Source organism: Cronobacter universalis NCTC 9529 (assembly GCF_001277175.1).
Taxonomy (GTDB): Bacteria; Pseudomonadota; Gammaproteobacteria; order Enterobacterales; family Enterobacteriaceae; genus Cronobacter; species Cronobacter universalis.
Genome location: NZ_CP012257.1, coordinates 2,694,646 through 2,708,036, shown reverse-complemented (window position 1 = coordinate 2,708,036; position 13,391 = coordinate 2,694,646). Strand labels below are relative to the sequence as shown.

Here is a 13,391-nt window from a genome sequence, read left to right as displayed (position 1 = left end):
CCCGGCAGCGCTGCGCCGCGCGAAAAAACCGACTCGCGCAAAAGCGCCGGAAGCGTGCTAATTTTGTGATCTGCATTACAGAAATAAACCGGGTTGACCCGCGCAAAGGAGCCTTTATGTCGCTAACCCACTGGCAGCAGCGTTTTGAAGCCTGGCTGCATCAAAGCTGGAATCAGGATGATAAAGCGCATGATGTCGCCCATTTTCGCCGCGTCTGGAAAACGGCGCAGCAAATCATGGCCGGCAGTGAAGCCAACCGCCTGGTGGTGCTGACCGCCTGTTATTTCCACGATATCGTCAATCTTCCGAAAAACCATCCGCAGCGCCATCTGGCTTCGACGCTTGCCGCCCAGGAGACGCTGCGCATTCTGGACACTCACTTTCCCGATTTCCCTCGCGACGCGTATGACGACGTGGCCCATGCGGTGCGGGCGCACAGCTTCAGCGCCGGGATTGCCCCCACGACGCTGGAGGCGAAAATCGTGCAGGACGCCGATCGGCTGGAGTCGCTGGGCGCCATCGGTCTTGCGCGCGTCTTTTATGTCTCCGGCGCGCTGGGGAGGGCGCTGTTCGACAGTGACGATCCGCTCGCGTCAGAGCGTGAGCTTGACGACACCGCCTGGGCGCTCGATCACTTCCAGAAAAAGCTGCTGACGCTGCCTTCCACCATGCAAACCGAGGCGGGCAGGGCGCTGGCGCGCCATAACGCCGATTTTCTCGTGCATTATATGGCCAAGCTCTGCGCCGAGCTGAAAGGCGATTTCTGCCAGCTTGATGAAGAGGTGCTGCGCCGTTTTATTCAGGTCACGCCTTAACCGCAGCCCCGCGTGAAAGTGTGTTACTCTGTCCTATATCGGTTTTGTATGGCGAAGGTAATGCTCGAAAATCACTCTGTTACTGAGGATGTACTGGCAGGCGCGGATCTCAACGCCGCCCCTGCGCTGAGCGCGCACGCGCTGCTGCAAAAAGTGCTGGAGATTTACGACACCAAAACCCTGGTGGCTATCTTAAATGACGCGGGCGAGAGGCGCTGGAGCCGCGCCAGGCTTAAGCGCCAGCAGCTCATCGCAGGCGGCGCGCGCCTTGGCGCCGAAGAGTATCGCCGTCTTCTTGCGCTGCTCCCCACGCCGCCGCGCCACCACCCGAATTACGCCTTTCGTTTTATCGATCTCTTCGCCGGTATCGGCGGTATCCGCAGCGGTTTTGAAGCCGCCGGCGGCCAGTGCGTGTTTACCAGCGAGTGGAACAAACACGCGGTACGCACCTATAAAGCCAACTGGTATTGCGATCCGCAACTGCACCAGTTCAATGAAGATATCCGCGACGTTACGCTAAGCCACAGGCCGGAAGTCAGCGACGAGGCCGCCGCCGAACATATTCGCGCGTCTGTTCCGCAGCATGATGTTCTGCTGGCGGGCTTTCCGTGCCAGCCGTTTTCGCTGGCGGGCGTGTCGAAGAAAAACGCGCTGGGCCGCGCGCACGGTTTTGCCTGCGAAACCCAGGGCACGCTGTTTTTCGACGTGGTACGTATTATCGCCGCGCGCCAGCCGGCGATTTTCGTGCTGGAAAACGTCAAAAACCTTAAAAGCCACGATAAAGGCAACACCTTTCGCATCATCATGCAGACGCTGGATGAGCTGGGCTATGAAGTGGCGGACGCCGCTGAAATGGGCCCGGACGATCCGAAAATCATCGACGGCAAACACTTTTTACCGCAACACCGCGAGCGCATTGTGCTGGTAGGCTTTCGCCGCGATCTGAACCTGCACGACGGCTTCACGCTGCGCGCGCTGCCTGCGTTCTACCCGGCGCGACGCCCGGCGTTTGGCGAGCTGCTCGACCCGACCGTCGACGCGCGCTACGTGCTGACGCCGACGCTGTGGAAATATCTCTACCGCTACGCCCAGAAGCATCAGGCGAAGGGCAATGGCTTCGGCTACGGCCTGGTGGACCCGCAAAACCCCGCCAGCGTGGCGCGCACCCTTTCGGCGCGCTATTACAAAGACGGCGCGGAAATCTTAATCGACCGCGGCTGGGATAAAGCGCTGGGCGAGCAGGATTTTGACGATACGACCAACCAGCAGCGCCGCCCGCGACGCCTGACGCCGCGTGAATGCGCGCGCCTGATGGGCTTCGAAGCGCCGCAGGGCCACGCGTTTCGTATTCCGGTTTCCGATACCCAGGCCTATCGCCAGTTCGGCAATTCGGTGGTGGTGCCTGCTTTTGCCGCCGTCGCGCGACTGCTTGCCCCGCGCATCGCGCAGGCGGTGCGGCTGCGTGTGGAGAAGACCAATGGCGGACGTTCATAGCAAGGCCATTCGCAGTAAAAATATGCGCGCCATCGCCACGCGCGATACCGCCATTGAAAAGCGGCTCGGCGCGCTGCTCACGGAGCTTGGGTTTACCTTTCGCGTGCAGGACGCGGCACTCGCCGGGCGCCCCGATTTCGTGCTCGACGACTACCGCTGCGTCATCTTCACCCACGGCTGTTTCTGGCATCATCACCACTGCTATCTTTTTAAAGTGCCTGCCACCCGCACCGATTTCTGGCTCGATAAAATTGGCAAGAACGTGGCGCGCGATAAGCGCGATGCAGGGACGCTGCTAAGCGAAGGCTGGCGGGTGCTGTTAGTCTGGGAGTGCGCGTTGCGCGGTCGCGAAAAGCTCTCTGACGAGGCGCTCGCCGAACGGCTGGAGGAGTGGATTTGTAGCGGCGGGGCGCATGCCGAAATAGACCTCCAGGGCATTCACGCCCTTGACGGCGAGCGGCGAGCGCCGCCCGCCGGTTAAGATTTACTTCTGCACGTCACAGGGCGCAACGACCGGTTTGGCCGGCAGCAGATATTTACCGAGCGTCACCAGCAGTACCGCCACAATAATCACGCCAAGCGCAATCCACTCCATCTGCGACAGGCTCTCGCCGCCAAAGCCGGTGCCGAGCAGCACCGCCACGACCGGGTTCACATAGGCGTAGCTGGTGGCGACCGCAGGCGAGACGTTGCGGATAAGATACATATAGGCGTTGATGGCGATAACCGAGCCGAACAGCGCCAGATAGCCCACCGCCAGGAAGCCGGACAGGTCGGGCATGACGGTCATCCGCTCGCCGGTCAGCAGCGACGCCGCCATCAGCACCAGACCCGCCGCCAGCATCTCAATCGCGCCCGCCATCATGCCTTTAGGCAGTTCGATACGCGACCCGTAGACCGAGCCGAACGCCCAGCTTAACGAGCCAATCAGAATCAACAGCGCGCCCCACGGGTTGCCGTTGAGGTTGCCGCCGCTGTTTAACAGCACGATGCCCGCAAGGCCGATGGCCACGCCCAGCCACTCCAGCTTGCGGGTCTGGATACCGAAGAAACGGCTGAAAATGAGCGAGAAGAGCGGGACGGTCGCGACCATCACGGCGGCGATGCCTGACGGCACATGCTGATGTTCAGCAACGGTCACAAAGCCGTTGCCGACGGCCAGCAGAAGAACGCCAATCAGCGCCGCGTTCAGCATCTGGCGCCGCGCCGGGAGTTTGTGGCCGGTCGCCAGAAGATACGTCAGCAGCAGGACGCCCGCGCAGAGAAAGCGCACGCCCGCCATCATAAAGGGCGGCCAGCTTTTCACGCCGATGGCAATCGCAAAATAGGTGGAACCCCAGATGATATACAGCGCGAACAGCGCGCCAAGCAATGGTAGAACTCGACCGAAACGCATACTCCCTCACGACGTAAAATAAAGAACGCTTATAGTGAACGCTAAAATTATTGCCGAGGCGAGCGTTTTAATTGTTTCGCTTAGGTTAATTTTGCGTTGACAGAAGGTGGTAGTTTCGGGGTGGCGGCTTTTGCTCCATACTTAACACTCCAGAATCACAACACGAAGGAATGAAATTTTGGCCGGAAGTAGTTTATTAACGCTGCTGGATGATATCGCCACCTTACTGGACGATATCTCAATGATGGGAAAACTCGCGGCAAAAAAGACCGCCGGGGTGCTGGGCGACGATCTCTCGCTTAACGCTCAACAGGTGACCGGGGTGCGGGCCAACCGCGAACTGCCGGTGGTCTGGGCGGTAGCGAAAGGTTCGCTGCTCAATAAACTGATTCTGGTGCCGCTCGCGCTTATCATCAGCGCCTTCGCGCCCTGGGCGATTACCCCGCTGCTGATGGTCGGCGGCGCGTTTCTGTGCTTTGAAGGCGTGGAAAAGGTGATGCACAGTCTGCACGCGCGCAAACATAAAGAGACGCCGGAGCAGAAGCAGCAGCGTCTGAATGAGATAGCGAAGCAGGATCCGAAACTCTACGAGCGCGATAAAGTAAAAGGCGCGGTGCGCACCGACTTTATCCTTTCGGCGGAAATCGTCGCCATCACGCTTGGCATCGTGGCCGAAGCCCCGCTGTTAGACCAGGTGCTGGTGTTAGGCGGCATCGCCATTCTGGTGACGCTCGGCGTGTATGGCATCGTCGGGGTGATCGTGAAGCTTGACGACATGGGCTACTGGCTGGCGGATAAGCGCTCGGCGCTGGCGCGCGGCGTCGGCAAAGGGCTGCTGGTCACGGCGCCGTGGTTGATGAAGGCGCTCTCGATCCTCGGCACGGTGGCGATGTTTCTGGTGGGCGGCGGCATTGTGGTGCATGGCGTCGCCCCGCTGCATCACGCCATTGAACACTGGGCGCAGGGCTTAGGCGGCGCTGGCGCGGCCATCATGCCCACTGTCCTGAATCTGGTGCTCGGTTTTATCATCGGCGCCATTGTGCTCGCGGTGGTCTCGCTTATCGGACGGCTGCGCGGCAAACCGGCGCACTGAGAATATTCCTGAAACTTACCGGGCGACGGGCGAAAATCGCGCGCGTTGACTATCTTCTGGATGTTTTCACACTGATAAAGGAGGCAGTCATGGTCTTTTTAGTCAGCGATGAAGTCCAGCGCAAAAACAGCGGTCAGCGCATGGTCGTGACCGGTTATTCAAGCGGCATGGTGGAATGCCGCTGGTATGACGGTTACGGCGTGCAACGGGAAGCGTTTCGTGAAGACGAACTGCTGCCCGGCGAAAGGAAATCTCGCGAAGAGCGTCGTTGAAATAACGCCCGGCCGCTGCGCCGGGCGTTTTCTTTCCCCTTCATCCTGCAACAGATCAACGACGTCCTTTCACTAAACAGGCGACAATCCGTAAAAAAACGGCCACACTTTTAATATCCGCGCCGCCTGGTATTATCTGAGCCGCCTGACCTTCACGATACCTCAACGAGTCGAGCCTTTATCAGTACAGGGAGTCTGACGTGCCTGACAAGATACTCATCAGCCGCTGGCGGACCAAAAACCCCATACGGGTCGTCAACTTCTGTTTTTGCGCCGTTTTTATCTTCTCCACGCTGCTGACATGGCGTGAGGGCGTGATCCTCCAGGACGCGTTTATCTCTTCGCAGCGTAACCAGCTCGACAGCATCGCCACGGCGATGGATCGCAACCTGCAATACAGCGTTGATAAGCTGCTGTTTTATCGCGCCGGGATGCGCTATGCCATGCACAACCTGCTGGAGGGCCCGCAAACCGAGGCCGTGGTGGCGGGCTTTAAGAAGCACCGCTATCAACGTGAATGGACGCTGCCCACGGGGCGCGATCTGGCGCCGGAGATACAGGGCGTGTCGGATGCGTTTATCGCCCGAAGTACGCTTCTTGAGCGCGACGAGGCGCTGTTAGACAACGAGCTGAACGCCACGCTGGCGCTCGGTCATATGCTGAGCATCGCCGATGCCCGTAGCGAGCGCCCGGAAGTTCGCACCTTCTATGTGTCGCGCGCCGGATTTTATCTCACCAACCTGCCGTTTTTCGGTCACGGCAGCATCCCTGAGCTCTATTACCAGCAGGTCAGCAGCCGCTGGTTTCTCGATCAATCCCTGCGCCGCAATCCGGGGCGCGGCGTGCGCTGGCTGCACGGGCGCGATCTCAGTATGCCCTCCGGCCAGCGCGTCACGGCAAGTATTCCGCTGGATGACAACGACCGCTGGTTTGGCGTGCTGGCGATGGATTTCCCCATCAGCGCGATGCGCGATTTTCTGAAAAACGCGCTTAATGACGATGACGGCGGCGGCGAGATCCTGTTGTTCGACCGCCAGCTCAGCCCGATCGCCACGACCGCTTCCGGCAGCGACACCGCGCTGCACTTTACGGCGCAGGATAAAGCGATACTGGCGCGCCAGATGGAGCTTGGCAACGAGGGCGACGCGCGCATAGATACCCGCTTTATCGCCTGGGCGAAGCTCGACTATTTCGACGGCGTGCTGGTGAAAGTCACCACCGTCTCCCAGAGCGCCGAGGGGAAATTCGGCAAGGTGGCGATGGTGCTCGGCCTGCTGTGGCTGCTCTTTACCGCCATGCTGTTTATCTCCTGGCGGGTGATCGTGGGCATGGTGCGCAACATGCTTACCATGCAGCGCTCGCTGAAGTGGCGCGCCTGGTACGATACGCTCACCCGGCTGTACAACCGCGGCGCGTTCTTCGAGCGCGCGCGTCAGGCCGCCAAAACGTGCGACGCGCAGCATGAGCCGTTCTCGGTTATTCAGCTCGATCTCGATCACTTTAAAAGTATCAATGACCGCTATGGCCATCAGGCGGGCGATAAGGTGCTGACGTGGGCGGCAGGCATGTTAAGCCGCTCGCTGCGCGCGGAGGATATCGCCGGACGCGTCGGGGGCGAGGAGTTTTGTATTATCCTGCCGGGTACGCCCGCTGAAGGCGCGCGACAGGTGGCGGAACGCATACGCCAGCGCATTAACAGCCAGGAGATTCTGGTGCGCCCGGACACCACCATTCGCATCAGCGTGTCGGTGGGCGTGAGTGAAGCGCGACGCGACGGCGATTACGATTTTGAACATCTGCAATCGATAGCCGATCACCGCCTCTATCTGGCCAAACAGCGCGGGCGCAACCTGGTGTGCGACGAAGGGTAAGGCTTAGGCCTTACCCAGAAAGTGATCGAGCCCCTCGCGAAAGCCTGCCGGGCCGCTCTCGCTGGTGCGAAAGACCCGCTGCGGATCGTCATGCTTTAGCGTCACGCCCTGGCGGCTTAAGCCTTTGACCACCACCGCGAAATCGACGTTATCAAGCAGCGAGGCGTCATCCGGCCCGTCGCCCAGCCCAAGCGTGGTGCGCAGTTTGCCTTCACGCTTGCGGTATTGTTCCTTCAGCCAGTTCACCGCCTGGCCTTTGCCCCCGCGCGCGTCCAGCACATGCCAGAAACGACCGCCCTCAATCATCATCAGACCAAGCGCCTCAAGGCTTGCGGTAAAGCGCGCCAGGTTTTCGTCGCTGTCGCGCCAGATGACCGTCTCCGAGGCCTCCAGCAGCTTCGCCATCGCGGCAAGTTTCGGGCTGAACCCGGTCCATTCGGCAATGGTTTTCTCATCCACGTCGCTGAAGCAGAAAAGCTTGTAGCCGTGCTCGTCGCGCAGGCGATTAATTACCGCGAGGATATCGTCATGGGGAACGCCATTGCGCAGGCGAGGGAAGTCGGGGCTGTCTTCCCAGCGGGCGTCGAGCTGGATAATCGCGCCATTCTCGGCGATAAAGGGCTGCCCGGAGAGCCCCAGCGCGTCCTGCAACGCGACGATCTCCGCCGCGGTTTTGGTGCTGGAGAGAATAACCGGCACCTGATGGTCGATAAGGCGCGTAAGCCACGCCTGCGCGGGCTCCCACTCGTGCGTGTTCGGATCAAGCAGCGTGCCGTCGAGGTCGGTGATCACCAGCAAATCGTCATTCAGATGCGCCATGTTGGCTCCTTTTTTGCGCGCTGTCCGCGACGCGGCTGACCAGGAATAATCTCAATTAATCAGCCTCGTTTGCAGGGTTATTTCGGGATCGTTTCCATGAAAGGCGCGCGGTTGTTGGCTTGCAGTGAATATATCTTCGCATAATATTAGCAGTGTATTATTCACCAGAAGAATATATCCTTGTGCCGCAAAAATTTTGCGGTATGTTGTTCATCGACATCAGTTTCCCTGGTGTAACGAATTTTAAGTGCTTCTTGCTTTCGCAAGCTTATCCCGGCTCCCCAGGCCGGGATATTTTTATGTTCAGCGGTTCACTTCGCTCGGCCCCGCGTCGCGGATATCCAGTTCGAACTCCTCGCCAAGCTCCCGACACGCATCCTGCCTGCGCGCTTCCGCCTGCGTCGGGGAGACGCTATCCGGCGTGCGCTGTTCGTCTTCGCTTATAACCTCAATCGCGCCCAGCAGGGCGTCGATATCGGCCTGCGGCGTTTCTGGCGTTGGGTTTTCCGGTTTCATGGCATTCACCTCAGGCGGCCCCATCACGCTAATTATAGCTGCCCGTGCGCAGGCGCCACTCTCTGGCCGGTGCCAGCAAAGCGGTTTTGTTCTACACTGGCTCAATAGTGATAAGAGGAGCAGTTATGAACGTTAACGATCGGGTTACCGTTAAGACGGATGGCGGGCCGCGCCGCCCAGGCGTCGTGCTGGCCGTTGAGCCTTTTAATGAAGGCACAATGTATCTGGTTTCGCTTGAGGAGTATCCGCTGGGAATATGGTTTTTTAATGAGAAAGATCACCCGGACGGGGTATTTGTCGAAAAGGTAGAATAACGCGTCATATTTTCTGCTTATTATTACGCCGCCCCGTTAATTCGGGGCGGCGCTGTTTTACGGCAGGGCTAATCCTCGCCTGAGCGATACGATGAAAAATTCATTTATCCTTCCGGCGAGCGCCAGAAGCGAAGCGTGCAGGGTACAGGGTAAAAGTAATATATGGCGTTAGCGCATATTCACAAAAATGCCGTTGGTGACATTATCGGTCAACCGCACGACATGATAGATCACTTGCTTATTATGGGTCTTGATTTTACGTTTTATATTGCCTTTATGAGACGAAACGGTCTTGGCCTTAATATTCATCTGATCGGAAATCTGAATCGTATCCTGGCCCGACATCCACATTTTCAGCATACTGGATTCAGTACGGCTTAAAGAAAGTGTAGGCAAACTGATTTTCCCAATACACTGCATATCTTTGGTTAAATAATCTCCCAGAATGGCATCCAGCGACTCTGGTTTAATCGATTTAGAGCTAATTAACAGATTCTTACGCACCCGTAAATATTCATCAAAGTGAATATTAGCAATCGCCATAAAAACGATAAATAACGTACCGGGATGCTGATTAATGATGTGCTTTATATGCTGACTGCTTTCGGGATCGTGAATAAAACAGTCTTCATTAATAAACACCACATGGGGCTTACGTAGCTGACAGGCTTCTTCCAGAGTTTCGACGCTATCAGCATGAAATATCTGTCGTTTTCGCACTCCTCTCGTCGATAAATAACCGGTTAGCCCGAGCCTGGTATAGCTGCAGAGATCCATAATAATCGTTGACATAGCCTACCCTCACTAAACGCGTTATCCGTTAAAGCACAACGATTGCTCCACCAGCCTGAGAACGACCGCCGTTCTGCCAAGACCAGCAATTACGGGATAATAAAGCGTCAAACGGCGTACCGCAGACCGATAGCGTGAATCGTATCAGCCGGGTATCGAAGTCATTCAGGCGACCCCAACTATCCCGTAAAGTTACGTATAATTTGCCAGGAAAGTTCTTAAAGTAAAGAGGCGATCCGGTTCTGTGAGAGGCGTAAAATCATTAATTCCGCCTGGGATGTATGGTCAGCCAGAGAATATATTTTCCACATTAGGAATATCCTTAGGATGACCATTTAAAAAGAGGGGTTAACCCTTAGCAGGAATTTCGCTAACGATATCAGTCAACAAGTGAAATATTTCTGCGAATAAATGTTCACAGAACGGTGCTATTAAGGGCATTAATGCGGCCAGAACGATTATCCCGATGCTCAGCGTCAGCGGGAAGCCAATGGCGAAGACGGTCAGCTGCGGCGCCATACGGTTTAACAGGCCAAGCGCCAGGTTTAACGACAGCAGCAGCGTAATCATCGGCAATGCCATCATGACGCCGTTAACGAAAATCAAACCGCCGGCGCGGGAGAGCGCCATAAAGGCATTACTGTTAATCGCTTCGCCGCCAATCGGCAGGGTATAAAACGTGTCGGCAAGAATGGAGATAAGCCACAGATGACCGTTCACCGTGAGAAACAGCAACATCGCCAGCATATCGATAAAGCGCGCCAGCACCGGCATGTTCAGGCGGCTGCCCGGATCGAAAAACGTGGCGAATGAGAGACCCATTTGCAGCCCGATAAGCTCGCCCGCGGTACGCACCGCCGCGAACGCGAACTGCATGGTAAACCCGATGGCGACGCCGATGAGAATTTGCTGCAACCCCAGCCACAGCCCTTCGAGCGAGAAAATCGGCACGTTGCTGCCGGGAATATTCGGCGCCAGCGCGATGGTAATCAGCAGCGCCAGACCAATCTTGACGCGGATACTGATGGCGCGTTCGCTTAAGATAGGCGCGGTGCTGATCAGCGCCAGCACCCGCAGCAGCGGCCAGAAGTACAGGGTCAGCCAGTGAAGCCACTGGTCGCTGGTGAATTGCAGCATGGGCGCGGCCGTCAGCCGATGATATACGGCAGGTTAGAAAACAGGGTGCGCATATAGTCGAGCAGCAGGTTGAGCATCCACGGGCCCGCCGCCACGATAACCACAAACACCGCCAGAATTTTCGGAATGAACGACAGCGTCATTTCGTTAATCTGGGTAGCCGCCTGCAGAATACTGATAAACAGGCCGGTAACCAGCGCCACCAGCAGCAGGGGCGCGGCAAGCGCGAGCGCGACTTTCATGGCTTCCGTGCCCATCATCATGACCGATTCTGGCGTCATCATGCACCTCGTTAACTGTAAAAGCTTTGGGCAAGCGAACCGACAAGCAGCTGCCAGCCATCAACCAGCACAAACAGCATCAGCTTGAAGGGCAGGGCGATAGACGCTGGCGGCACCATCATCATCCCGAGCGCCATCAGCACGCTCGCCACCACCAGATCGATGATCAGGAAGGGGATAAACACGGTAAAGCCAATCTGGAACGCGGTTTTCAGCTCGCTGGTTACATACGCGGGCAGCAGGATGCGCATCGGCACCGCTTCCGGTCCCTGAATCGGCTGCGTATTGGCAAGTTTCGCGAACAGGGCCAGATCCGCCTCGCGGGTCTGGCGCAGCATAAATTCACGCAGCGGTTGCGCGCCGCGATCGAGCGCCACTTCCATCGAAATTTTGTTTTCGGTGAACGGCTGATAGGCGTCGGAATAGATCTTATCGATAACCGGCGACATGATAAAAAAGGTCAGGAACAGCGCGAGGCCCAGCAGCACCTGGTTTGGCGGCGCGGACGGGGTGCCGAGCGCGTTACGCAGCAGACCGAAAACGATAATGATGCGCGTAAAGCTGGTCATCATGAGCAGAATGGCCGGCAGGAACGTCAGCGAGGTGATAAACACCAGCGTCTGTACCGGCAGCGACCAGCTCTGCCCGCCGCCCGAGATCGGCTGACTGACAAGACCCGGCAGTTGCGCCATCGCCGGCGCGGCCAGCAGGCCGAGCGCGAGGAAAGAAAGATTTAACCAATGACGCATTACTTTCTCCCGCTACGCTTAAGCAGATTTTTCATCAGGTTCTGGAATTCAGCGCCCGGCACGGCTTCCGGCTCCTGCGCGGGCGGCGCAGGCGGTAGGGTGTGCAGCGGCGTAATCGAGGTGGCGGTCACGCCCAGCACCAGGCGGGCGTCTTCCACTTCGACAATCACAATTTTTTCGCGAGCCCCAAGGCTCAGGCTGCTGTTGAGCTTCAGACCACGTATCCCGGTGGTTTTAGCCGCGAAGCCAAAACGCTTTGCCATCCAGGCAAACAGCAGAATAAAGACGATAATCAGCGTCAGCGCGCCGCTTACCTGGATTAAGGATGAGCCGGCGTCGGGCATGGCCGGCTGTGGAACAGTGGTCTGATTTTTCATTTAACGACTCAGGCGACGCATACGTTCTGACGGGGTGATGATGTCGGTGATGCGCACGCCATATTTATCGGCGACCACCACGACTTCACCCTGAGCAATCAGGTAACCGTTAATCAGGATATCCAGCGGCTCGCCGGCGAGACCGTCCAGCGCGACCACGGAACCCTGCGTCAGACGCAGCAGCTCTTTAATGGTCATGCGGGTGCGGCCCAGCTCCACGGTGAGTTTCACCGGGATATCCATAATCAGGTTGATATCCTGGAGCGCGCCGACCATGTCGCCGCCTTCCAGCGCGCGGAACACGCTGTCCGCCGAGCTTTTGCCCGCGGTTTTCTGCTCGCTCAGCGCATCGGCCCACAGATCGTCTGCGGAATCGCCGGTGCCTTTTTGTTCGTTCAATGCATCAGCCCACAGATCGTCCACGTCACCTGCTTTTTCATCGGACGGTTTGTTAATGTCACTCATTGGGCTGTTCCTCATTCAGCGAATTCAAAATTGGGTTGATCAAATGTTCAACGCGCAGGGCATATTGTCCGCTCACGGTGCCGTACTGACTGGTGAGAACCGGTACGCCATCCACATGAACCAGAATGCGATCCGGCTTATCAATGGGCAGCACATCGCCTGGCTTCAGCTTCAAAATTTTCGAGAGTCGCAGCGGGATCTCGGCGAAGTTAGCAATTAACTCCAGTTCCGAATGCTGCACCTGCCGTACCAGAGTATCGCGCCAGTTCTGATCTTCCTGACGGGAGTTTTCCAGCGGCGGGTTAACCAGCAGTTCACGCAGCGGCTCAATCATGCTGAACGGCAGGCAGATATTAAACTCGCCGGTCAGGTTACCAATCTCGACGTGAAACGGGGTGTTAACCACGATATCGTTCGGCGAGGTGGTGATATTGGTGAATTTCACCTGCATCTCTGAACGCACATACTCCACGTCCAGCGGGTTAATCGCTTTCCACGCGTCGCTGTAGGCTTCAAGCGCCAGCTTGAGCATACGGTTGATGACGCGCTGTTCGGTGTGGGTAAACTCGCGGCCTTCCACTTTAGTCGGGAAGCGGCCGTCACCGCCGAACAGGTTGTCCACCGCGATAAACACCAGGCTTGGCGAGAACACAAACAGTCCGGTGCCGCGCAGCGGTTTTAAATGAATCAGGTTAAGGTTGGTCGGCACCGGCAGGTTGCGGGCAAACTCGTGGTAAGGCTGAATACGAATCGCCCCCACGGTGATGTCCGGGCTGCGGCGCAGCAGGTTAAACAACCCCATACGGAACTGGCGCGCGAAGCGTTCGTTGATAATCTCCAGCGCCTGGAGGCGCTCGCGCACCACGCGACGCTGGGTATTGGGATCGTAGGGACGAATGTCGCCATCAGCCCCCGACGCTTGCTGTTCCGCGCTCTGCTCGCTGTCGCCGTTTAACAGCGCATCGATTTCGGCCTGAGAAAGAATGCTGTCGCCCATGGC

The 13,391-nt window shown here is 57.6% G+C and carries 17 protein-coding genes; 7 read left to right on the top strand and 10 right to left on the bottom strand.

Annotation, left to right across the window (positions count from 1 at the left end; translation table 11 throughout):
- Window positions 1-116: 116 nt before the first annotated feature.
- The 3 genes from AFK65_RS12555 to AFK65_RS12545 are packed head-to-tail and all read left to right on the top strand — an operon-like array spanning window position 117 to window position 2,790.
- Complete coding sequence (locus tag AFK65_RS12555; protein WP_007699299.1) at window positions 117-815, top strand: phosphohydrolase; 699 nt, start codon at window positions 117-119, stop codon at window positions 813-815.
- A 60-nt stretch (window positions 816-875) separates the two neighbouring features.
- A complete protein-coding gene (locus AFK65_RS12550) occupies window positions 876-2,309 on the top strand; it encodes a DNA cytosine methyltransferase (protein WP_038856817.1) in 1,434 nt (477 codons plus the stop codon).
- A complete protein-coding gene (locus tag AFK65_RS12545) occupies window positions 2,293-2,790 on the top strand; it encodes a very short patch repair endonuclease (protein ID WP_038856821.1) in 498 nt (165 codons plus the stop codon). Before AFK65_RS12550 ends, AFK65_RS12545 begins: the two co-directional genes overlap by 17 nt.
- Window positions 2,791-2,793: 3 nt before the next feature.
- On the opposite strand, the gene yedA is transcribed toward AFK65_RS12545, so the two are convergent.
- A complete protein-coding gene (yedA, locus tag AFK65_RS12540) occupies window positions 2,794-3,705 on the bottom strand; it encodes a drug/metabolite exporter YedA (protein ID WP_032804735.1) in 912 nt (303 codons plus the stop codon).
- A gap of 178 nt (window positions 3,706-3,883) precedes the next feature.
- On the opposite strand from yedA, the gene AFK65_RS12535 reads away from it, so the two are divergent.
- From AFK65_RS12535 to dgcQ, 3 genes are all read left to right on the top strand, one after another.
- Window positions 3,884-4,798, top strand: a complete 915-nt coding sequence (locus AFK65_RS12535; protein WP_038856824.1) for a DUF808 family protein — start codon at window positions 3,884-3,886, stop codon at window positions 4,796-4,798.
- A gap of 89 nt (window positions 4,799-4,887) precedes the next feature.
- Window positions 4,888-5,070: a YodC family protein gene (locus AFK65_RS12530; RefSeq protein ID WP_007699285.1), complete on the top strand. Its 183-nt coding sequence runs from the start codon at window positions 4,888-4,890 to the stop codon at window positions 5,068-5,070.
- Between the two features lie 200 nt (window positions 5,071-5,270).
- Window positions 5,271-6,941, top strand: coding sequence for a cellulose biosynthesis regulator diguanylate cyclase DgcQ (gene dgcQ / locus AFK65_RS12525; RefSeq protein ID WP_050569305.1), 1,671 nt, complete (start codon window positions 5,271-5,273; stop codon window positions 6,939-6,941).
- A gap of 3 nt (window positions 6,942-6,944) precedes the next feature.
- On the opposite strand, the gene AFK65_RS12520 is transcribed toward dgcQ, so the two are convergent.
- Together AFK65_RS12520 and AFK65_RS12515 are read right to left on the bottom strand one after the other, a co-directional pair.
- Window positions 6,945-7,760 carry a mannosyl-3-phosphoglycerate phosphatase-related protein gene (locus tag AFK65_RS12520; RefSeq protein WP_007699282.1) on the bottom strand — a complete coding sequence of 272 codons (816 nt, stop codon included), beginning with the start codon at window positions 7,758-7,760 and terminating at the stop codon, window positions 6,945-6,947.
- Between the two features lie 303 nt (window positions 7,761-8,063).
- Entirely contained in the window at window positions 8,064-8,276 is a 213-nt protein-coding gene (locus AFK65_RS12515; RefSeq protein WP_007699280.1) for a DUF2525 domain-containing protein, read from the bottom strand.
- A gap of 125 nt (window positions 8,277-8,401) precedes the next feature.
- Between AFK65_RS12515 and dsrB the strand changes: the two genes are divergently transcribed.
- Window positions 8,402-8,590, top strand: a complete 189-nt coding sequence (dsrB, locus tag AFK65_RS12510) for a protein DsrB (RefSeq protein WP_007670278.1) — start codon at window positions 8,402-8,404, stop codon at window positions 8,588-8,590.
- A 168-nt stretch (window positions 8,591-8,758) separates the two neighbouring features.
- On the opposite strand, the gene rcsA is transcribed toward dsrB, so the two are convergent.
- From rcsA to fliM, 7 genes are all read right to left on the bottom strand, one after another.
- Window positions 8,759-9,382, bottom strand: a complete 624-nt coding sequence (rcsA, locus tag AFK65_RS12505) for a transcriptional regulator RcsA (RefSeq protein ID WP_007699277.1) — start codon at window positions 9,380-9,382, stop codon at window positions 8,759-8,761.
- A gap of 348 nt (window positions 9,383-9,730) precedes the next feature.
- Window positions 9,731-10,519 (bottom strand): flagellar biosynthetic protein FliR, encoded by a 789-nt coding sequence (gene fliR, locus AFK65_RS12500; RefSeq protein WP_007699274.1) that lies wholly within the window; start codon window positions 10,517-10,519, stop codon window positions 9,731-9,733.
- Between the two features lie 11 nt (window positions 10,520-10,530).
- Complete coding sequence (fliQ, locus tag AFK65_RS12495) at window positions 10,531-10,800, bottom strand: flagellar biosynthesis protein FliQ (protein ID WP_004388139.1); 270 nt, start codon at window positions 10,798-10,800, stop codon at window positions 10,531-10,533.
- Window positions 10,801-10,811: 11 nt separating this feature from the next.
- The gene (fliP, locus tag AFK65_RS12490) at window positions 10,812-11,549 is read right to left on the bottom strand and encodes a flagellar type III secretion system pore protein FliP (RefSeq protein ID WP_007699269.1); all 738 of its coding nucleotides are present in this window, start codon (window positions 11,547-11,549) and stop codon (window positions 10,812-10,814) included.
- Window positions 11,549-11,926: a flagellar biosynthetic protein FliO gene (gene fliO / locus AFK65_RS12485; RefSeq protein ID WP_032804734.1), complete on the bottom strand. Its 378-nt coding sequence runs from the start codon at window positions 11,924-11,926 to the stop codon at window positions 11,549-11,551. Before fliO ends, fliP begins: the two co-directional genes overlap by 1 nt.
- Entirely contained in the window at window positions 11,927-12,391 is a 465-nt protein-coding gene (gene fliN / locus AFK65_RS12480; RefSeq protein WP_038856831.1) for a flagellar motor switch protein FliN, read from the bottom strand.
- Window positions 12,384-13,388, bottom strand: a complete 1,005-nt coding sequence (fliM, locus tag AFK65_RS12475) for a flagellar motor switch protein FliM (RefSeq protein WP_007699263.1) — start codon at window positions 13,386-13,388, stop codon at window positions 12,384-12,386. Before fliM ends, fliN begins: the two co-directional genes overlap by 8 nt.
- Between the last annotated feature and the right edge of the window lie 3 nt (window positions 13,389-13,391).

What these genes read in the sequence shown, in the direction of transcription:
- AFK65_RS12555 (WP_007699299.1), top strand. Translation starts at nt 117, where the DNA reads ATGTCGCTAACCCACTGGCAGCAGCGTTTTGAAGCCTGGCTGCATCAA.
- AFK65_RS12550 (WP_038856817.1), top strand. Translation starts at nt 876, where the DNA reads ATGCTCGAAAATCACTCTGTTACTGAGGATGTACTGGCAGGCGCGGAT.
- AFK65_RS12545 (WP_038856821.1), top strand. Translation starts at nt 2,293, where the DNA reads ATGGCGGACGTTCATAGCAAGGCCATTCGCAGTAAAAATATGCGCGCC.
- yedA (WP_032804735.1), bottom strand. Translation starts at nt 3,705, where the DNA reads ATGCGTTTCGGTCGAGTTCTACCATTGCTTGGCGCGCTGTTCGCGCTG.
- AFK65_RS12530 (WP_007699285.1), top strand. Translation starts at nt 4,888, where the DNA reads ATGGTCTTTTTAGTCAGCGATGAAGTCCAGCGCAAAAACAGCGGTCAG.
- AFK65_RS12520 (WP_007699282.1), bottom strand. Translation starts at nt 7,760, where the DNA reads ATGGCGCATCTGAATGACGATTTGCTGGTGATCACCGACCTCGACGGC.
- AFK65_RS12515 (WP_007699280.1), bottom strand. Translation starts at nt 8,276, where the DNA reads ATGAAACCGGAAAACCCAACGCCAGAAACGCCGCAGGCCGATATCGAC.
- dsrB (WP_007670278.1), top strand. Translation starts at nt 8,402, where the DNA reads ATGAACGTTAACGATCGGGTTACCGTTAAGACGGATGGCGGGCCGCGC.
- rcsA (WP_007699277.1), bottom strand. Translation starts at nt 9,382, where the DNA reads ATGTCAACGATTATTATGGATCTCTGCAGCTATACCAGGCTCGGGCTA.
- fliR (WP_007699274.1), bottom strand. Translation starts at nt 10,519, where the DNA reads ATGCTGCAATTCACCAGCGACCAGTGGCTTCACTGGCTGACCCTGTAC.
- fliQ (WP_004388139.1), bottom strand. Translation starts at nt 10,800, where the DNA reads ATGACGCCAGAATCGGTCATGATGATGGGCACGGAAGCCATGAAAGTC.
- fliP (WP_007699269.1), bottom strand. Translation starts at nt 11,549, where the DNA reads ATGCGTCATTGGTTAAATCTTTCTTTCCTCGCGCTCGGCCTGCTGGCC.
- fliO (WP_032804734.1), bottom strand. Translation starts at nt 11,926, where the DNA reads ATGAAAAATCAGACCACTGTTCCACAGCCGGCCATGCCCGACGCCGGC.
- fliN (WP_038856831.1), bottom strand. Translation starts at nt 12,391, where the DNA reads ATGAGTGACATTAACAAACCGTCCGATGAAAAAGCAGGTGACGTGGAC.
- fliM (WP_007699263.1), bottom strand. Translation starts at nt 13,388, where the DNA reads ATGGGCGACAGCATTCTTTCTCAGGCCGAAATCGATGCGCTGTTAAAC.